Origin of the sequence: Streptomyces sp. NRRL S-87, assembly GCF_000719335.1 — a bacterium.
In the GTDB taxonomy this organism is placed as follows: domain Bacteria; phylum Actinomycetota; class Actinomycetes; order Streptomycetales; family Streptomycetaceae; genus Streptomyces.
Genome location: NZ_JOGB01000069.1, coordinates 1 through 18,447, shown reverse-complemented (window position 1 = coordinate 18,447; position 18,447 = coordinate 1). Strand labels below are relative to the sequence as shown.

Below are 18,447 nucleotides of genomic sequence, written 5' to 3'. Positions count from 1 at the left end.
GCATGGCGGCGGGCGTCCTGCTGGGCCTGCTCGGCAGCGTGCTCGGCCTGGCCCAGCCCATGGCGGCCAAACAGGTGATGGACGACATGGGGCGGGGAGCACCTGCTTACGGGCCGGTGATCGTCCTCAGCGTGCTGGTGGCGGCGGGAGGGATGCTCGCCGGCCTCGGCCACTACGTGCTGGACCGGTCCGCGGAGTCCGTCGTCTGCAGCGCGCGACACCGGCTGATCGACCGGCTGCTGGCGCTGCGCGTACCGGTGGTGGACCGCATCGAACCGGGGGACCTGATCTCCCGCGTCACCTCCGACACGGCGCTGCTCCGGCAGAGCGCGCCCCAGGCCGTGTCGGCCGCGGTCACCGGAACCCTGGTCACCGTCGCGACGGTGGTCATGATGGGCCTGCTCGACGCCGTACTGCTCGGCGTCACGCTCGGCGTGACCGCGTTCGTCGGCCTCGCCGTCGCCGTCGTGGCCCCCCGGATCGGCCGGGCGACCCGGCACACGCAGGAGGCGGTCGGCCGTATGGGCGCCGCACTGGAACGGGCCCTGGGCGCCTTCCGTACGATCAAGGCGTCGAGTGCCGAACACCAGGAGGCCCAGGCGCTCTACCGGGCCGCCGAGCACGCCCGGCGCACCGGCGTCCGCGCCGCCACCTGGGAAGCGGTGTCCGCCACCCTGTCGGCGGTCGTCGTACAGGTCTGCTTCCTGGTCGTGCTGGGCGTCGGGGGCGCCCGCGTCACCTCGGGCGCCATCGGCGTCTCCACCCTGGTCGCCTTCCTCCTCTACGTCTTCGCGCTCGCACCCCGGATCGGCCAACTGGTGGAAGGAGTCGTCCAGTTCCAGATCGGCGCGGCCGCCGCCGCCCGGATCCGCGAGGTCGAGACCCTGGAGGTCGAGGCCCTGGGGGGTGGTTCTCCGGGACCCGAGTGTCCGGGACCCGAGTGTCCGGGGGGCGAATCTCAGGCGGTCGAGGACGCGCACCGGGGGAGGGAGGGCCGTACGAGGCGCCCGCCCGCGGATCCGGCGCCCGCCCGCGTGGCCTTCCGCGACGTCTGCTTCGCCTACCGCCCCGGCCTGCCCCCGGTCCACCACCGCGTCTCCTTCACCGTCCCCGGCGGGGGCCTGACCGCGTTCGTCGGCCCGTCCGGCACGGGCAAGACCACGGTCTTCTCCCTCATCGAACGCTTCTACGACCCGGACGCCGGCCACGTACTGCTGGACGGCAGGGACCTGCGGGAGTGGCCCCTGGCCCAACTCCGCGCGGCCATCGGATACGTGGAACAGGACACGCCCGTCCTCGCCGGCACCCTGCGCGAGAACCTGACGCTGGGCGCCGTCGACGCCACGGAGGAGGAACTCCGCCGCGTCCTGCGCCTCGCCCGCCTCGACGCGGTGACGGACCGGTTGCCCCACGGCCTCGACACCGACGTCGGACACCGCGGCAGCAGGCTCTCGGGCGGCGAGCGCCAACGCGTCGCGATCGCCCGGGCCCTGCTGCGCGGCCCGCGACTGCTGCTGCTCGACGAGGCCACCTCGCAGCTCGACGCCGCCAACGAGGCGGCACTGCGCGACACGATCGCCGACGTCGCGGGACGCACCACCGTCCTCGTCGTCGCCCACCGCCTGTCCACGGTCACCACGGCCGACCGCATCGTCGTGATGGAGGCCGGCCGCGTACGGGCGGTGGGTACCCACACCGAACTCCTCGCCACGGACGCCCTCTACCGCGAACTGGCCGCCACCCAGCTCCTGGACGGCCGGTGACCGATGCCGCCCAGGAGCGCGGGGGCGGGCCCGCCGCATGCACGCGCGTCAGGCCCCCCCCGCGGCCGCGCCGGCCCTCGACCGGCGGAGGCCGTCACGGGCCGCGTGGCGCGACCAACCCGGATTCGTAGGCGAGGACCACGAGTTGGGCCCGGTCACGGGCGTGGAGCTTGGCCATGGCCCGGTTGACGTGGGTCTTGGCGGTCAGCGGGGTGATCGCCATGTGAGCGGCGACCTCGTCGTTGGACAGGCCCCGCGCGACCAGTGCCACGGCCTCGCGTTCGCGGTTGGTCAGCTCGTCCAGACCCCTGCCGGAACCGGCGTGGAGCGGCTCGGTGATGTACCGGTCGATCAGCTTGCGGGTGATGGACGGCGCGAGCAGGGCGTCCCCGCGGGCGGCGACGCGCACGGCGTGCAGGAAGTCGTCCGGCACGATGTCCTTGACGAGGAAGCCGGCGGCGCCGGCGCGCAGCGCGTCGAGGACGTGTTCGTCGAGGCCGTAGTTGGTCAGGATGACGACGTGCACCCCGGCCAGCGCCGGGTCCGCGGCGATGCGCCGGGTGGCCTCGATGCCGTCGACCACCGGCATCTGGATGTCCATGAGCGCGATGTCGGGCAGGTGTCGCCTGGTGAGCGCCAGGCCCTCCGCGCCGTCGGCGGCCTCGGCCACCACCTCGATGTCGTCCTCGAGATCGAGGAGCGCACGGAAGCCGCTGCGGATGAGGGGCTGGTCGTCGACCAGCAGGACACGGATCACGAGGCGGGGTCCACGGGGAGCTCGGCCTGGACGGTGAAGCCGCGCCCGCTGCGCGGCTCAGCGCGCAGCCGGCCGCCGAGTGCGGTGACGCGCTCCCGCATGCCGAGCAGCCCCAGACCGGGCGTCGGCACCGTGTCCGGAGTGGCCCTGCCGTCGTCGTCGACCCGGATGGCGAGTGAGTCGGGCCGGTAGTCGATCCGGACCGACGCGGTCGCGGCGGCGGCGTGCCGGGCGATGTTGGTCAGCGACTCCTGGACGATCCGGTAGGCGGTCCGGCCGACGGCGGCCGGCAGGTCGGTCCGCTGTCCCCCGATCGTCAGGGTCGCCTCCAGGCCGGCCCTGCCCGCCTGCTCCACCAGCTCCGGGATGTGGTCGAGTCCGCGGGGCGGGGCGGGGGCGGCGTCGTCGTCGCGCAGCGCTTCCAGGGTGGCGCGCAGTTCCCTCGACGCCTCACGGCCGGCCTCCCGGATCGCCAGCAGAGCCTCCGGCACCTGCTCGCCGCGCCTGAGGGCGAGGTGGACGGCGACCTCTGACTGCACCTTGACGACCGAGATCTGATGGGTGAGCGAGTCGTGCAACTCCCGTGCGATGTGCAGCCGTTCCTCGTCGGCGCGGCGCCGTGCGGTCTCCTCCCGGGTGCGCTCGGCCTCGTCCGCCCGCGCCTCGGCCTGGCGCACCGCCTCCCCCGCGGCGAACGCCGCGATCAACCAGGCGAGCTCGAGGACGTGCCGGGCCTGTGCCAGCACCTCGCCGGCAGGCCCCTCGCGGAAGACCAGGGCCGTCAGGGCGAGAACGACCAGCACGGCCACGGACGCCGCCACCGCGAGGGCGCGGTGCCCGGCCCGTACGGCGCCGTACACCGCGACCAGGTACGCGACGGAGAGTACGTCGAAGCCGGCCGCCTGGTACCCCACCGCACACAGCCCCGTGACGGCCAGAACGGCCAGCGGAGCGCGGCGACGCGCGACCAGCGCGAGGCCGCCGACCGCCAGCAGGGCGTAGCCGAGAGGGTCGGGGCCCGTGCCAAGGTGCCCCCCGGACAGTCCCGTGCCCAGGAGCAGGGCCGCCACACCGACGGCGATCGCCCCGTCTCCGACCCGGGCGGGGATGCCGTACCGCCGTCCACTCATGCGCGCACCCTAACCGGGTTGCCGCCGCGGGCGCGTCGTGCTCGGGGACGACCGGCCTCCTACCGTGCCCGCGGTACGTCCCGGGCTGCTGCCGCGGCCGCGGTAGCCGGCTGCGGCAGCGGCGGCAGCGCGAAGTGTCTGCGGCTGCCGGACGACCGGAGGCGCGTCCGGCGGACACGATCGGTCGAGACCAGTCGTAGGTCCAGGAGGAAGAGGAGCACCTCATGTCCGTCGGATTCGTACTTGCCGCCCCGGTGGCCGCGCACGTGGCGGCCCAGTCGGCCCCCGTCGATGCCTATGCCCTGACCACCGGCCGGCTCGTGGGCGGCGCGGCCGCGCTGGTGGCCTTGGCCGGCGTGATCATCGGAGGGCTGGCCCTGGCCCGCTCCGCGGGCCGCACCGGCCGCACCGGCCGCACCGGCCTCTTCGGCGGAAGGAGGGGAGCCGTCATGTCCCTGGTGGCCGGCCTCACCGGCACGGTCGTCGGCGCGCTGAACCTGGCCGTCGCCGACGGCGGCCCCGGCACCGGCAACGGAGTCATCGGCGGCGCCATGGCCGTGCTGCTGGGGCTGCCCGCCCTGGTCCTCGGGAGGCTTACCCTGGTCCGCCACCCCCGCACCGGACGACCGACGTCCCGCAGCGGCGAGGAGCGCGCCGAGCCGGTGCGGTGAGTCCTACAGCCGGTCCCGCTTCTCGAAGACGACGAACAGGCTCGTGCGACCACCGCCATCAGCAGGATCGCGAAGGGGTAGCCCGCCGCCCAGTGGAGTTCGGGCATGGTCTCGAAGTTCATGCCGTAGATCGTGTCGACGAGGGTGGGGGCGAAGGGGATGCGGCTCACGAGGGGATCTCTTGAAGTCACCACCCTCGCGGCGCTGACCTGCAAAACTGAACTGACCGGGTCTGGTTCCGCCGGCCCGCCATGGCTTCTCTGTTGTCCCAAGAAGCCCCTGGCCATGCAGCGTCAACAGCTTGGGCGTGCTGCATTGGGAGTCCCAGCGTGACGGAGCCGCAGTCCAAGCTCTTCTATGCGTCGTCGTGCGCCGCCGGGATCGCTGGCGACGTCGGCAGACTGATCACCGCAGCACAGCTACGAGCCCGACCGTCCGAGTTCCGGCGGCGAGGCCGACCGCTTCCCCTGGGAGGAAGCGGTTGATCTATTCGCGCCGTTCTCCACGCCGGGGCCGAGCCGCAGTAAATCTGTCGGCGCGCAGGAGAACACTGCCGCTGGCTACTTCGTACCCGGGGTCCATTTCATACCGAGCCGGTACGCCCGGGAGATCACGTCCTGGATGCCTGGGCCGTCCTCAGGCGTGAACCACCGCACCTCGCGCGCGATCACGAGTTCCCCCTTCTGGCGCTTGATCAGGGCGATGGCGCAGGCATGGGCCCGGGGCGGGCAGTCGTCCAGGCTGACCCGGAAGCGGTCTCCGGAGTCGGAGGTGAGGTTCACCACCGCGTCGAGTCCGCGGAAGTCACCGGCGCCGTCGTAGATATAGACGAACAGCAGCAGTTTCTGGAACTCGGCCTGGTGGCCGAGATTGATGACGAGGTTCTCGCCGTCGGACCCGGCTCCGGTCCGGTCGTCCGAATCCAGAGCCACGTACGGGAAGTCGTGGACCGATCCGAAGGCGTTGCCCAGGGCTTGGACCACGGTCTTGGTGCCGTCGTTGAACCGGATCATGCAGCCCAGGTCGAGGTCCACGTCCTTGGCCGCCGCAGACTGCAAGGAGGCCCGTAGCCGTCCGAACAGCCCGCGCTTCTCAGGGGCTGCGCGCTCGGCGGCGGCCCGCGGGGGCGTCCAGTCCAGATTGACCTTGATCAGCCCCGAGGTGACGCCGTGCTTGTCCAGAGAGACCGTGGGCGAGGCCTTGGTCAGGTTCACGGTGGCGGGTGGGGTCATGGGGCGCCCTTCTGTCGACGGCCGGTGCTTCGGTGGCGGCCGGGGACTGGGCTTGTGGGCGTTGCCATGGCCGTCGGAAGAAGCGAAGTGCATCGGCTGGAATCAGACAGCCGGATTTCCGGAGCTGAGACCCTTTCGTCACACCGGCCGAAGCGGTCCGCCGCCGTCGGCGCGCGGGTGCCCCCAGGCCGGTCGGCCCCCTACAGCCAGTCGCGCTTCTTGAAGACGACGTACAGGCTCGCGCACACCACTGCCATCAGCAGGATCGCGAACGGGTAGCCCGCCGCCCAGTGGAGTTCGGGCATGGTCTCGAAGTTCATGCCGTAGACGGTGCCGACCAGGGTGGGGGCGAAGAGGATGGTGGCCCAGGCGGAGATCTTCTTGAAGTAGTCGCCCTCACGCTGCCCACCTGCAGAAATCGCCCGAATAGACGGTCCGACCTGCGACGATTGGTCTTTCCGAGCCTCTCCCCCGTGCTGCCCGTTTGTATGGCCGATCCTGCCCAGCCGCTCCCCAACGGGCCTTCATTCTCCCGAGATTCTCCCCAGCGGCGCCTGCCTCTGAAGGAAGATCGCCGCCGGTCGGGACTGTGATCCCCGTGCCATGGCGGGCTACGGGGCGTAGTGGCAGCGGGGCAGGAGCAAGTGCCCGCTGTTGCACGGCGGTGCTCGCGGTTGGGTGTGGGCGTCGTGTACGGCGCGGCTCGGGGCCTCCATGAGCGCGTACCAGCGCTCACGCAGCTTCTCGTGGCGGAGTTGGTAGCGCTATCCAGACTGCGCAGGCAGTGGTATCGCCCTGCCACGAGAACTTTCGCAGCTGCTTCCGATGGCTGCAGGCGCCCCCCGCCTCACCTGTTTGCTGGAGGCAATCGATCGGGGCGCAGCCGACCAACGCGGCGATCAGTCGACCGTCCACCGCCTCGACTGCGGTCGCGTTGCCGCTGGCCACCGGGGCATCTTCCTTGATCAAGAGATACACCGAACGACTCAGTGCCCTTGGCGGCGTGATCGGACGAAGCCATAGACCCTGGCATTTTCGACCGCTTCGTTCCGATCATGCTCGACTCCGGTCCCAGCGAGGAACAGACGAAGAACAACGGAGAACGTAAGAGGCAACGGGCAACGCCGCCGAACCTTGATTCTCAAGGCAGTCCTCGTGTCAAACTCGCTCTCGGATGCGAAGCGATACGGACCGTCACGACGGAGGTTCGCCATCGTGTCCAGCGGTGAGACAGAGTTCCACGTAACAGCTACGACCCTCACGTTCGCTATGCAAGGGGAGACTAGTGATGAGTGAAGCTTTACGGTTCGGCGCAGAACTTCGTCGCTTGCGACAGGAAGCAGGTCTGACTCTCACCGAGTTCTCCGTCGCGCTCAACTACGACAAGGGGTACCTGAGCAAGGTCGAACGCGGGGAGCGTTTTGCGTCCCCCGAACTGGCCCGGCGGTGCGACGCATTCCTCGGCGCGAACGGCGAGCTGCAACGCCTGGTCGTGCGCCCCGAGACCGAATCGGACACCACTACCGCCACCCCGAGCCCCTGGGTTGTTGGGCGCCGAGAAGTTCTGGCGGCGGGTACGGGAGCACTGATCGACCTCGGCCTGAAACTCGGCGGTCCGGCGTTTTCTGCCCCTGATCCACTCCTTCCCTCCTTCCGTGCGCAGTTCGACCAGCTACGAAAGCTCGGCCAGTCCACCGCGCCAAAGGTCTTGCTTCCTCTGCTGGAGGCCCAGACACGCGTGATCGCCGCCCTGGCCGCCGACACCCGGTCCGCCGCTCGGGCCCCCGCGCTCCTGCTCGCATCGCGGTTCGCTGAGTTCACCGGCTGGATGGCCCAGGAGGCCGGGGACAGCGCCGCGGCCCTCGCCTGGACCGGTGAGGCCGACGGACTGGCACGTGCTGGAGGCGATCCATATCTCGGTTCCTACGCGCTTGTACGCCGCGCCCTGGTCACGCTCTACGGCGGGGACGCCGCGGGCACCGTAGCCCTGGCCCGACGGGCCCAGAGCAACGAACTTCCGCCACGCATCCGGGGACTCGCGGCCCAGCGAGAGGCACAGGGTCATGCGCTCGTCGGCGAGGAACTCGACTGCCTCCGCAGCCTCGACAGGGCACGGGATCTGCTCGATCGCGACGACGCCCGCAGCACCGCCGACCCCACGATCGGCACCACCCACGTGAGCGATCCGGCGGCGATGACGACCGGCTGGTGCCTGTACGACCTCGGTCGTCCCAAGGCCGCCGCTGAAGTCCTCGACCGGGAGTGCCGCCGCCTCCCGCCGCACGCGCTGCGGACCCGCACCCGGTACGGCTTCCGCAGGTCCTTGGCCCACGCGGCCTCCGGGGAGGTCGAGCACGCGTGCACCATTGCTGGGGAGCTCTTGGCGGTGATGCCGGCCGTGCCCTCGGCGACGGTGAACAGCGACGTCCGCCGTCTCGCGCGGGAACTCTCACGGTTCCGGAGCAGCCGGGCCGTACATGATCTGCAGCCGGCGTTGGCACGGGTGCTCGCCTCCGCGCACGACTGACATGGGCCACGACCGATACCGGCTAGAGCCGGGAGGCTCGCAAGACTGCCCGGTCCCTCCGGATCCGGCTATCCCCGGCGAGCCTCTCTGATCCCTGCCCGATGCGTCGCGCTGTGCCCCCTGGCTTCCTGGGGCTGCCCGCGGTCAATGACCAGTTGGGCGGTGCACGTTCGTAGGCCTCCCGTGGACTCCATGCCGCCGCACGGTCGGGACTTCATCGCCCGGGTGGACCGGGGCCTCGCGGCCCCGGTGCTCGGACGCGAACTTGTACCCGTTCTCCACTGTCTTCCGTCTACCTCAAACGAAGGGAACCTTCATGCCCAACGTCTTTGTCAACTACCGCACAGGCGACGAGGAGTCCGCGGCGACCATGATTGCTCGGGAGCTAGCTCGGCGGTTCGGCGGCGAGCGGATTTTCTTCGCCAGCAATTCGATCGAGCCCGGGCACCGCTTCCCAGCGGAACTGGTCAGGGCAGTGGAGGAGTGCGAGGCGCTCCTCGCCGTGATTGGCCCCCGCTGGGCGGAAGTACGGGGGGAAGACGGCCGCCCCGCCCTCGAAGGCGCTCAGGACTGGACTCGCCGTGAAATCCAGACCGCGCTCAACCGCGGGATTCTGGTCATCCCAGTGCTCGTCGGAAAGGCCACACGGATCGACCGCGCCGTCCTCCCAGACGATCTACAGGAGCTGGCGGACTGCCAGTACAGGCGGTTCGACCACCGCAACGCCGAGTCGGACCTTATGGTGCTCGGGGACGCCATCGCCCGACTGCTGCCCGAGCTGGGCGCAGTGGACCGCGACGCTCATGCTGTGCGGGAGCGGGCAGAGGCGAAATCCCGCAAGGAGTCAGCCCAGGATGCCGGCCACACCAGGATGCGGACGCGCGATGTCGAGCAACGCGTGCGCGGCGGCGTTGGAAACCTCAATGGAGACCTGTCCGGCACTTTTGTCAACGAGCCGCAAGGGCCCGTGAACACCGGTCCGGGACACCAGTACAACGCGCCCCACTTCCAGGGTGACAACACTGGGGTCCAGTTCACGGCGGGCGACAACAGCGGTACAGTCCACCAGCGCTTCGAGCGCGAGCGCCGGCGCTCGGATGACGGACGATGACCGAGCAGGACCGCGTCACCGTCAATGATCCGCGCGGCCCAGTCAACAACGGTGAGGGGCACCAGTACGTCTTCTACGGCGCCGCCGCGGACTGGATGATCCGCAAAGGGGTCGAGCCCCTTAGGGTCGCCCACGATGATCGGGTACGCCTGGCCGACCGGTTCGTGCCACCAGTGGGCTACCGCGTTGCCGCCGAATGCCTGGAAAAGCCCGGGTCGGTGGTGCTGCTGAACGCTCCGCCCGGCAGTGGTCGCCGCGCGGCGGCGATCATGCTGCTGCACGGGCTCGGTGAGGACGCCGAGGAGGATGGTGTCCGGTTCGAGGAGCTTCCAGCCACAGACGAGGATACGGACAAGGAGGTGAGACCTCTCGCCCCCAACGAGGGGGACCGGTTCCTCCTCGACCTCTCCGGGATCGCCGACGAGGAGGCGTACGCCAGGGCCCAGTACCGCCTGGCCCTGCGTCGGTCACAGGTCCAGGCGGCGGGGGCCCACATGGTCGTCGTCCTTCCGTGGGGTATGGAGCACGCCCGTTCGTCGGACCTCGAACCGCACACGGTGAAACTGGGGCGTCCCCGGGGGATCGCCGTTGTCACCCGGTACCTGCGCATGGACCGCATGCCTTTCCGTCCTGCGGACCTGCGGAGCAACGAACTGCAGCGCCTGTTCGACCGTTCACCCATGCGGGAGTTGGCGCGGCTTGCGGGGCTCGTGAAGTCCGCTCGCGACGGTGGACGGTTCGGTGCCGACTTCGCGGAATGGCTCGACCAGGCGATGCACGCGGTGACTGATCATGCCGGTGAAGTGGGCAGACAGGTGACCACGTTCCGCACCGCGCCCGAGCGGGCCCTGCTGCTCGCGACGGCGGTGTTCGAGGAAGCACCTGCCGACACCGTGTACGAGGTGTGGCACAGCCTGATGAGGATGGTGAGGCACGAGGAAGACGCGACGACTGAGCTCGCGCGGACGGATTTCGGGGAGCGTTTGGATGCGCTGGGGATCGAGCGAGACGCTGACGGACGGCTCCGCTTCGAGCGGCTGGCCTACGCCGACGCGGTTCTGACCTACTTCTGGGCCAACTTCCCTGGGTTGCGCGATGACCTCAGGGACTGGATCGGTCATGCCACCGATTTACGCGGTCTGACCACTGACGACAAAGTGAACGCCGTCGTCCGATTCGGCGAGCGGTCTCTTACCATCGGGCGGCCCGACCACCTCTTCGACCTGGTAGTGCGCTGGGCGGACCGCGCAACCGGGGCATCCTGCGACCGGCGAGCCGTGACAGCCCTCGAACTCGGTCTCAGCCACGAGAGGTTTGGGGGATGGTTCCGCAGGCGGATATACGAGTGCGCGCGGTCCGGCTCCTTGTCGGATGGTCTCACCCGCGTTTTGACCAACGCCTGCCGCCAGAGCCTCGGCGCGACACACCCGGATCAGGCGATGGTGCGGCTCCATTACCTCGCCGTACGGAAAGAGGCGACCGGTGAGGCCCGGGAGGCACTTCTGGACCTGGCCAGCCGCGACCGTCGGCTCTATCGGCTACTCCTTGACCGCTTGCGGGAGCGGACGCGCCGGGAGATGCGCGGAGCGGATCCTCATCTCCGCCTGCTTACAGAGTTGTTGAGTAGTGGCCGGGCACCGGACCCGCCACCGTGGCCGGACCTGTTTCTGGGCTGGGAGACAGTCTTCTCCCAGCCGCCGACGGAGCTTTGGAGCCTGCTGGCGAGTAGTTGGCTGAACGCAGTGGCTGACGACAGTACGCGGGAGATCGCGCTGGGCGTCATGGTCAGGGCTACGCACGGCCGTGGAGTCGCCCTCCACCGCCTCTACGCCATCGCTTACGACTGGGCGGGATCCGCGCACCACCCGTCTCGGGCGGCTGTCGCCGCCCTCTTCTGGCAGCACATAGACCAGGCGCAGTACGCCCGCAGGCAGAGTGTGGGCGGCGCACCCCGGACCACGGAAGAGGCTCGATGAAACACCGCTTTCCCCGCATGCTGTTTGTCGCTCTCTGCGGCTTAGCGCCTGCTGTGCTCGGAAACCAACTGAACTGGTCGGCGTGGCTGTGGGGCTTCATGTGCATGGTCACAGCCTCGGGCTCTCTGTTGCTCGTGATGGTGGCCCCGAGTGGTGGCCGCGCGTCGGTCGATCGGCACGAGCCAAGTGAACCCGAGCCTCCCACGGCGCCGACAGAGCAGCCGTACCAGGAGACGCGGGTGGTCGACGCGGCCCTGCCGAGCGCGGCGGATGGTTACGACTTCCTCTTCTCGGCCACTGTGTGGTGGAGGCCGGTCCCCGGCCACGCCGACCGGTCCGATGCCGTCTCCCCGGCCCTCGCTGTGTCCTCGGTCGTCCGCCGGGCCCTGGAGGTAGTCCAACGCGAGGAGCCCGGCCGGGCGAGCTTCGCGCAGTATCTTCTGGAGGGGGAGCTCGGCGTCCCGCTCCCGGACCAGAGCGGACGGGTAAAGGCCCTGGCGGTGGATGTGACGCTGGCCCTCGCCTCCGCTGACCGCGAGCGCCTGCGGAAGTTGAACGACCTTCGCAAGGACGAGGAGGTCTGGGAGTACGAGCGTCACCACGAACGTAACAAGCGGCGCTACCTCGGTGAGGATGTACTCAAGAGCGCGGGCAGCGCGGTGGTGTGGTGGCTGGCCCGACACGAGAACGAGATCGAGAAGGCGGTCGACATGATCGGCCCGCTCGCCCAGATCGCGGCGGCGGCCAACGACGAGGAGGTACCCGAGCTCTTCCGTCACCTGTTGGTGCCGCCTTTGGGCGCGCGGAGCGAAGCGACAGTCGGGGGCCCGCTGTGGGACGGACACGGCCAGGGAGGAGGGACGTTCGACCGCGAGGAGGAAATCGGGGTCTCGGATCGGCTGCTCCTGTTGCTGGCGGCAGTAGGCCTTAAGCCGGACATGGATGAATACACGGTGTTCGTGCACCGTGTGGTGCGGAGCCTGGAAGCGGCCGAGTTGTATGAGGCCGCCGAGGAGATCAGGGGGACCCTTCTCCCGGCTTCCGACGAGAGCGGGGGAGAGGGGCCGGCGGGGAAGGCTCCGGATGACGGGGACACCACGGGAGCCTGGTCACCGCGCTCCCAAGCCCGCGAAGACTCGCGGTTCACCGACCCGGGCGCGGGGACGTTCATGCCGTGGGAGGCGCAGAGCGGCGAGGGCGAACGGAACCAAGGCTGGCAGGAGGCGACCGAGGACGATACAACACCCACGGACCTCTGGGACACCTCGCAGAACCCGCACGGCCCCGCCGCACCTCATGCACGCGACTCGGACGACGAGGACAGCAGCTGATCTGGTGGGTAGTTGGCTCTCTTCAGAGGGGTTCTCTTCTGCACGCCGGACGGGGCGCCTCCTGACCTGAGGAGGGGGCTAGGGAAGGTTGGCCGGGTTCCTCCCCTATATTCGCGACCCCGCTGATGCCCCCACGGCGATGGGCGGGTGAGCTGGGGCCGCCAAGGCCTCCCTACCGACAACGGCTGGCTCAGTCTGGCGGTGCAGGTCGTCCGGGTTCACCTATGAGCATCTGGCTCTGTGCTGCCATCAGGATCCGGCGTGGTGAGTGCGGAGGCGCGGAAGTTGCGGATCTCTGTCAGGCGTTCGCGGTCGCGATGGAAGCGGAGCTTGTTGGTGAGGAGGACAGGCCCAGTGGCCCTGGGTGGGGCTGATCCACATGCCGGTGCCGGTGAAGCCGTAGTGGCCCCAGATGTCTTCGGTGGGGTCGGCGCCGGGGGCGGGGTGCCAGAAGAGGCCGCGGGCGGGGGTTAGGTCGCCAGTTTCGATGCGGAGGGATCCCTTGATCCAGGCTGGGCCGAAGGCCGCTTGGGTGGGGGCGAGCATGTGGCGGAGGAACCGGGCCAGGTCGTCGAGCACCGAGAAGGTGCCGGCGATGCCGCAGACGCCGTCGAGGAGGCGGGCGGAGAAGTCGTGGGCGGTGCCCTTGAGGTGGGTGCCGGTGGTCTCGTCGTACTCAGTGGGAGCGCTGCGGGCCGCCTCGGCATCGGGGAGGGGCCGAAGCGGGTCTGCGTCATGCCCAGGAGGCGCCAGATGCGGTCGGTGGCGAGCTTGTCCAGGGGCTGGCCCGACAGGTGCTCGGCGAGGTAGCCGAGGACGAGGGCTGCCCGGACTGTGTACTCGACTGCTTCGCCCGGCGGGCGGTGGAGGGCCTCGTGGAGGACGCCGTCGCGGATGTCCTGTCGGGGTCTAGGAGGTCGACGGCTCCGCTGGCCTGGGTGCCGTAGGCGTTCCCGACCGCCCACACCGCGCCGGGGTAGACCTCGTCGCGCACGCCGGTCTGGAGGAGGTCTTCGATCCGGTCGGTGGTGTGGGTCATGGTCTCCCGATCGTCGTACGGCCGCGGGTCGTCCGTCGGTCAGGGTAGTGAGGCCGCCGGGATGGTTCCGGCTCCGCCACGAGCGGAGTTGGGTGATCCGGTGGCGATCGCGGCTCGCTTCTCCCTCCGACTCTCCGTGGGGACCTGGGTGACGAATTTGGGTGCGGGATTCGGCGTCGGCGTACCGTGCTGGGGGTGACGGATAGCACTCGAGAAGATGGTCTGGCGGCAGTGTTGCCCGCGCTGTCCGACGCGTTCGGGCTGGGCGTGGTGAGTGATCGGCGGTTCCTTGCCCATGGCCTGATGAACCGGAACTGGCGGCTTGTGACCGCTGCCGGGGTATTCGCGCTCAAGGAGATCACCGACGTTCCTCTTCCGAAGGTCCGCAGGAACCTTGCGGTCCTCGTGGATCTGGCTCGCGAGGGCATCCCCGTGCCGGCGCCGCTGAGCGCGGCCAACGGTGACCTCCTGGCGGAAGTCGGTGGTCACGGCTACTGCGTCCTGCCGTGGGTGGACGGCGAGCACCTTCAAGGGACGGATCTCCCGCTCGACCAGGTGCACGATCTCGGTGCTCTGCTGGGCCGCCTCCACGAGGGCTTGCGGCGGCATGGTCCCGGCCCAGTCGCGGAGCAGGCGCCAGTGGCGAAGGTCCGCGATGTGACCGAGGCCGACCGTGCGGCTGCTGCCCTCCTGAGCCGCTTGCCGTCCGCTCCGGTGACGGACTTCGACAAGGTCGCCGCCGAGGCCGTGCACGACCGGCGCCGCCTCCTCGCGCGGTACGCCGATGCCCGACCGGACGACGAGGTGCCGGCCGGACCCTACGGGTGGACGCATGGCGATTTCCAGTACCGCAACCTGCTGCGCAGGGACGGTCGGGTGGTGGCTGTCCTGGACTGGGACCGGCTCGGGGTGCGTCCGTACGGGGAGGAGGTGGCACGGACCGCGCAGGTGCAGTTCGGAGTCGGTGGCGTCTTCGACCTCGACCGTATCGTTGCCTTCTGCGCCGGCTACCGGTCCGTGATCGATCTGTCGGAGGAGGGCCTCGCCGACGCCGTGAAGCGGCTGTGGTGGAAGCGGCTGACCGACTTCTGGCAGCTGGAGTTCTACCTCGACCGCCAGGACCCCACCTTCGGCGAGATGTTCCTGACGGACGAGGCGCTGCTGAACTGGTGGACCGACCGTGCCGACGAGGTGCAGGCCGCCTGCGCGGCCCGTTAGCCGGCGGCTGCTGCCGCCGGGATGAGCCCGGCGCCAGCCAGCTCGGGCAGGCACGGCCGGACCAGCGGCGCTGCCCCGGCGAGGGCCTTCGGGCCGAGGCCAGCCCGGTCAGCCGTCTCGATCGCCTGCACCCAGGCGTCCACGTCGTCGGGGTGGAGGATGATTCCGCCGTCTCTCACCGCCTCGGAAATGCCGCCGCGGGACGAGCCGATCGTGGGGACGCCGTGGAGCGATCACCCGGGGGAAGGCGTCCTTGACCTGGGAGGGCACGAGCAGCAGGTCGTTCGCGGTGTAGATCGGGCCCATGGCGGAGGTGCGGGGGACACAGTGGACATTCGGGTAGGAGGTGAACTCGCTGGCCGTGTCCCACCAGCCCTCGACGAGGGTGAACCGGAGGGTGGGCAACCGGCGGATCAGCTGATGCAGGAGGGCCGCACCCTTGGCGGGGAGGGGATTGACCATCAGCACGCCGCCGGGGACGCGGCCGGCTGTGCCGCGGCCCCGCGGCGGGGAGGGGCCCGGCACCTTCTGGGCACTACGCGCCCTGGACCGGGCCCACGGTGCCTACGATCGAGCAGACCCCGCCGAGGCCCGTCCCTCTCCGTCGCCTTCTACACCCGGGGTGAACTCCACGGCCTGACCGGCATCACCCACTACCGGCTCGGCGAAGCGGAGAAGGCCGAGTTCCACGCCCACCGGTGCATCGCGGCCTCCGCGACGACCAGCACCGCAACCGCGCCTACTACCTCTCCCAGGCGGCCCTCGCGCAGGTCGCGCAGGGCGACGTAGAACAGGCCGTGGCCACCGCCACCCGCGTCGGCTGCGTCCGTCCCGAGGTCTCAGGCTCCTCGTCAGGCGTTCCCCGGCGCCGGACGAGGCTCCGTCCCCCTGGGGCGGTGAGTCCTTTGGACACTCCGCCGGTGGGGGAGCGTCCAAAGGGATAACTTGCTCCGTCCGGGGATTGGGTGGGGGCGGCCTGCTGGTGGTCGTGGGCACTCGTGGCAGTGAAGTCGTCGTGCAAGAGCGTGCCTCCTGTTGGTCGGGCTGGGACGGCTTCGCTGCCGTGGGGATAGGTGGGCCCGCGTCGGATGCGCGGGTGAGCGGTGTGACTTCGGATGGGGGCTTACGCGGCGTCCGCTCTGCCGCTGTCGAGTTCGGCCTGGACCTGCCGGGTGATCTTGTCCCGGCGGTCCCTGCCGATGGAGAGGCCGCGGGTGCGGACAGCCGTCTCGATGTGGCGGCTTGACGCGCGTCCATCTCGTCCGAGCCGGGCGGTGCGGGCTATGGCGCGGAGTTCGAAGTCGGTGGCGGCGGGCTTGCGACCGGTGCGCTTCTTCGGCGGGACATGGGCTTCCGCCACTTGATCGGTCGCTTCCGCCACATCGCCGGATGCGTCCTGTAGGGCGTCAGCCGGAGCGAGCCCCGCGGATTCGGGCTTCGGCATCTGTCCGCGGCACTCCGAGGGCCAGACACAGAGCCAACGCGGAGGCGCCCCAGTCGCTGGTGCGCGCGGCCAGTTCGGCGAAGACCTCCCCCTCGTCCCGTCCGGTGGCCAGCATTTCGCGGGCCTCCAGGACCAGAATGTCCTCGCCTTCCCCTCGGCTCATGGCCAGAGGCTGCAGCGATGCTCGAACGCGGTAGAGGGGCGGACCTGAGTGAGCGGACCCATTCCCCTGCCGCGGAGACCGACCCGAAGCGCCGAGTTCGGTGGTGATCACTCGCGACCGATCGAGGTTAGTCCAGTGATTCCGGCCGGTCGCGTAGGTGGCGACGTTGGGTTCAGCGGCAGAGTCCCATGATGGTGTCGTCGAAGTCGGGGAACTCCTGGGCCGCCAGCTCGATCACGGCTGCTGCTGACCGGCGCTGGTTCGGTGCGAACCCTTCGGCGATCGATGCCAACTCCGGATTGGGGCGCGCCTTCCAGTCGGGCTCGTACGAAGTTGCGGCTTCCCAGGGGCCGAAGCCGTCGGCCAGTAGCCACAGGAAGTCGCCCAGGTCGCGGGCGACGACACCGGTCTCTCCCTCGGACCCGAGGAAGACGACGGGCTGTTCGGCCAGCGGCCGACCGGGGCGGATGAGCCAGATCGCCGCGTACCCGCCCGTGCCGTCCTGTCCGAACACGCGGAAGTCGTCGCCGTCCAGTTCGCTGTTCCCGGTCCATGCCTGGAACCAGTCGGTGGTCTCGGCAGCGGACAGGAAGGCGGGGAAGGGCTCGAAGTCGACCCCGGTCTGCCCGTCGGCGTAGTCGAATGGAACGGCCATCGCAGTGGCGAGCGCGGTGGGGAACTGGCGGTCATCGGTGGGCTTCACGGAGACAGGCTAGACAGGGGGTCGGACATCGGCGCCCTACGGGCATGGTTGTTGGACGACTGCCGGTTTGTAGTCGTCGGGGAGACAGGACAGACCTGGTCGCGACAACAGGTGGCACAGCATCTGCTGTGCCACCTGTTGTCGCTACCCTCCGCAACCGCGTGCGGTCGAAGGTGGTCGGCGGTGGGGGAGGGCCGGCCTCAAGGTGCGGGGGAGCACCCAGCGTGGGCGGGCTGCGGATTCTCCCCAGATTCTCCCCAGGGGATCCTGAGGGTCACTTTCGCGCATTCGCAAGAGCTAAGTTGATCAACGGAAGTGGTGTGTGGTCTACAGCCAGTCCCGCTTCTTGAAGATGACGTACAGGCTCGTGCAGACGACCGCCATCAGTAGGATTGCGAAGGGGTAGCCGGCTGCCCAGTGGAGTTCGGGCATGGTCTCGAAGTTCATGCCGTAGATGGTTCCCACGAGTGTGGGTGCAAAGAGGATGGCGGCCCACGAGGAGATCTTCTTGATCTCCTCGTTCTGTTCGAAGCCGGCTTCGGCCAGGGCGCGCATTTCGGCGTTCTGTTGCTGGGTGACGAGGGTGGCGTTGACGGTGAGGATCTCCGTGAGGGCCTGGCGGAAGGCGTCGACGCGTTCGCTGGTGTGCGTGACGTGGTCGGCCACGTCGCGCAGGTAGCGCTGGAGTTCCTCGTCCGTGCCGTACTTCGCGAAGCCCGCCATCAGGCCGTGCAGCATGCCGACCAGGGGGCGGGTGGCGCGCTGGAACTCGACCATTTCGCGGGAGAGTTCGTAGATGCGGCGGGAGACCTCGGGGTCGCCGCGGAAGACCTCGGTCTCGATCTCGTCGATGTCGATCTGGACGCCCTCGACGACGGGGGCGTAGCCGTCCACGACCGCGTCGAGGATGGCGTACAGGACGGCCTCCGGGCCCAGTTTGAGGAGTTCGGGGCTCTCCTCCATGCGGCGGCGGACGGCCGAGAGGTCAGGGGCGGCCGCGTGTCGCACTGTGATCACGAAGTCCGGTCCGACGAACACGTGGAGCTCGCCGAAGTCGACCTCCTCCGGGGCGTCCAGGTAGCGGGCGGCGCGCAGGACGACGAAGAGCGTGTCTCCGTACCGCTCCAGCTTGGGTCGCTGGTGGGCCTCCAGGGCGTCCTCGACGGCGAGCGGGTGGAGGTTGAACTCGTCCGCCAGGGAGTGGAGTTCGGCTTCGGTCGGGCGGTGCAGGCCGATCCAGGCCATGCCGCCGTCGTGCTGTTCGCGCAGCTGGCGGAAGGTCTCGGTGAGGGTCGTGGGGGAGGCCACGCGGCGGCCACCGCGGTAGAGGGCCGCCTCGACGACGCTGCGGTGGTCCGGGGGAGGGGCGGCGGGGGCCGGGG

The 18,447-nt window shown here is 69.8% G+C and carries 15 protein-coding genes and 3 pseudogenes; 7 read left to right on the top strand and 11 right to left on the bottom strand.

Annotated features, from left to right (window positions below):
- The first annotated feature begins 2 nt into the window (after positions 1-2).
- A complete protein-coding gene (locus IF43_RS0130870) occupies positions 3-1,763 on the top strand; it encodes an ABC transporter ATP-binding protein (RefSeq protein ID WP_078910594.1) in 1,761 nt (586 codons plus the stop codon).
- A 94-nt stretch (positions 1,764-1,857) separates the two neighbouring features.
- Here the strand turns inward: IF43_RS0130870 and IF43_RS0130865 are convergent, their stop codons facing one another.
- Together IF43_RS0130865 and IF43_RS0130860 are read right to left on the bottom strand one after the other, a co-directional pair.
- Positions 1,858-2,520, bottom strand: coding sequence for a response regulator transcription factor (locus IF43_RS0130865; protein ID WP_030208348.1), 663 nt, complete (start codon positions 2,518-2,520; stop codon positions 1,858-1,860).
- A complete protein-coding gene (locus IF43_RS0130860; protein WP_030208346.1) occupies positions 2,517-3,650 on the bottom strand; it encodes a sensor histidine kinase in 1,134 nt (377 codons plus the stop codon). The genes IF43_RS0130865 and IF43_RS0130860 overlap by 4 nt, the downstream gene beginning before the upstream one ends.
- A 224-nt stretch (positions 3,651-3,874) precedes the next feature.
- Here IF43_RS0130860 and IF43_RS0130855 point away from each other — a divergent pair, with 224 nt between their 5' ends.
- Positions 3,875-4,321, top strand: a complete 447-nt coding sequence (locus tag IF43_RS0130855) for a DUF6223 family protein (protein WP_051796491.1) — start codon at positions 3,875-3,877, stop codon at positions 4,319-4,321.
- A 3-nt stretch (positions 4,322-4,324) separates the two neighbouring features.
- Here IF43_RS0130855 and IF43_RS43190 read toward each other — a convergent pair.
- The 3 genes and pseudogenes from IF43_RS43190 to IF43_RS0130845 all read right to left on the bottom strand — a co-directional run.
- A pseudogene (locus IF43_RS43190) lies at positions 4,325-4,482 on the bottom strand (CorA family divalent cation transporter); the annotation flags it as partial.
- 399 nt (positions 4,483-4,881) lie between these two features.
- Entirely contained in the window at positions 4,882-5,553 is a 672-nt protein-coding gene (locus tag IF43_RS0130850; RefSeq protein WP_030208342.1) for a hypothetical protein, read from the bottom strand.
- 200 nt (positions 5,554-5,753) lie between these two features.
- Positions 5,754-5,981: pseudogene (locus tag IF43_RS0130845) on the bottom strand (CorA family divalent cation transporter); the annotation flags it as partial.
- A gap of 860 nt (positions 5,982-6,841) precedes the next feature.
- Between IF43_RS0130845 and IF43_RS0130840 the strand changes: the two are divergent.
- From IF43_RS0130840 to IF43_RS0130825, 4 genes are all read left to right on the top strand, one after another.
- Positions 6,842-8,080 carry a helix-turn-helix transcriptional regulator gene (locus tag IF43_RS0130840; protein WP_030208340.1) on the top strand — a complete coding sequence of 413 codons (1,239 nt, stop codon included), beginning with the start codon at positions 6,842-6,844 and terminating at the stop codon, positions 8,078-8,080.
- Between the two features lie 316 nt (positions 8,081-8,396).
- Positions 8,397-9,191 (top strand): toll/interleukin-1 receptor domain-containing protein, encoded by a 795-nt coding sequence (locus IF43_RS0130835; RefSeq protein ID WP_030208338.1) that lies wholly within the window; start codon positions 8,397-8,399, stop codon positions 9,189-9,191.
- Entirely contained in the window at positions 9,188-11,167 is a 1,980-nt protein-coding gene (locus IF43_RS0130830) for a hypothetical protein (protein ID WP_030208334.1), read from the top strand. The genes IF43_RS0130835 and IF43_RS0130830 overlap by 4 nt, the downstream gene beginning before the upstream one ends.
- The gene (locus IF43_RS0130825) at positions 11,164-12,498 is read left to right on the top strand and encodes a hypothetical protein (protein WP_030208331.1); all 1,335 of its coding nucleotides are present in this window, start codon (positions 11,164-11,166) and stop codon (positions 12,496-12,498) included. The genes IF43_RS0130830 and IF43_RS0130825 overlap by 4 nt, the downstream gene beginning before the upstream one ends.
- Before the next feature lie 218 nt (positions 12,499-12,716).
- Here the strand turns inward: IF43_RS0130825 and IF43_RS40015 are convergent.
- A pseudogene (locus tag IF43_RS40015) lies at positions 12,717-13,537 on the bottom strand (serine hydrolase domain-containing protein).
- 195 nt (positions 13,538-13,732) lie between these two features.
- Here IF43_RS40015 and IF43_RS0130810 point away from each other — a divergent pair.
- Positions 13,733-14,755 (top strand): phosphotransferase, encoded by a 1,023-nt coding sequence (locus IF43_RS0130810; protein ID WP_234332596.1) that lies wholly within the window; start codon positions 13,733-13,735, stop codon positions 14,753-14,755.
- On the opposite strand, the gene IF43_RS42245 is transcribed toward IF43_RS0130810, so the two are convergent.
- The 5 genes from IF43_RS42245 to IF43_RS0130785 form a co-directional block, all read right to left on the bottom strand.
- Positions 14,752-14,934, bottom strand: coding sequence for a hypothetical protein (locus tag IF43_RS42245; RefSeq protein WP_030208322.1), 183 nt, complete (start codon positions 14,932-14,934; stop codon positions 14,752-14,754). The genes IF43_RS0130810 and IF43_RS42245 overlap by 4 nt on opposite strands.
- 944 nt (positions 14,935-15,878) lie before the next feature.
- Complete coding sequence (locus tag IF43_RS0130800; RefSeq protein ID WP_030208319.1) at positions 15,879-16,115, bottom strand: hypothetical protein; 237 nt, start codon at positions 16,113-16,115, stop codon at positions 15,879-15,881.
- Positions 16,116-16,161: 46 nt separating this feature from the next.
- Positions 16,162-16,362 carry a hypothetical protein gene (locus tag IF43_RS38440; protein WP_030208315.1) on the bottom strand — a complete coding sequence of 67 codons (201 nt, stop codon included), beginning with the start codon at positions 16,360-16,362 and terminating at the stop codon, positions 16,162-16,164.
- 172 nt (positions 16,363-16,534) lie between these two features.
- Positions 16,535-17,065: a hypothetical protein gene (locus IF43_RS0130790; RefSeq protein WP_030208311.1), complete on the bottom strand. Its 531-nt coding sequence runs from the start codon at positions 17,063-17,065 to the stop codon at positions 16,535-16,537.
- Positions 17,066-17,392: 327 nt separating this feature from the next.
- Positions 17,393-18,447 (bottom strand): magnesium and cobalt transport protein CorA (locus IF43_RS0130785; protein ID WP_030208308.1); only part of this gene is annotated, 1,055 nt, incomplete at its 5' end.

Bases quoted from the DNA above. Each gene is read 5' to 3' on its own strand.
- IF43_RS0130860 (WP_030208346.1), bottom strand. From the start codon at position 3,650: ATGAGTGGACGGCGGTACGGCATCCCCGCCCGGGTCGGAGACGGGGCG.
- IF43_RS0130840 (WP_030208340.1), top strand. From the start codon at position 6,842: ATGAGTGAAGCTTTACGGTTCGGCGCAGAACTTCGTCGCTTGCGACAG.
- IF43_RS0130850 (WP_030208342.1), bottom strand. From the start codon at position 5,553: ATGACCCCACCCGCCACCGTGAACCTGACCAAGGCCTCGCCCACGGTC.
- IF43_RS0130835 (WP_030208338.1), top strand. From the start codon at position 8,397: ATGCCCAACGTCTTTGTCAACTACCGCACAGGCGACGAGGAGTCCGCG.
- IF43_RS0130830 (WP_030208334.1), top strand. From the start codon at position 9,188: ATGACCGAGCAGGACCGCGTCACCGTCAATGATCCGCGCGGCCCAGTC.
- IF43_RS0130855 (WP_051796491.1), top strand. From the start codon at position 3,875: ATGTCCGTCGGATTCGTACTTGCCGCCCCGGTGGCCGCGCACGTGGCG.
- IF43_RS0130825 (WP_030208331.1), top strand. From the start codon at position 11,164: ATGAAACACCGCTTTCCCCGCATGCTGTTTGTCGCTCTCTGCGGCTTA.
- IF43_RS38440 (WP_030208315.1), bottom strand. From the start codon at position 16,362: ATGAGCCGAGGGGAAGGCGAGGACATTCTGGTCCTGGAGGCCCGCGAA.
- IF43_RS0130870 (WP_078910594.1), top strand. From the start codon at position 3: ATGGCGGCGGGCGTCCTGCTGGGCCTGCTCGGCAGCGTGCTCGGCCTG.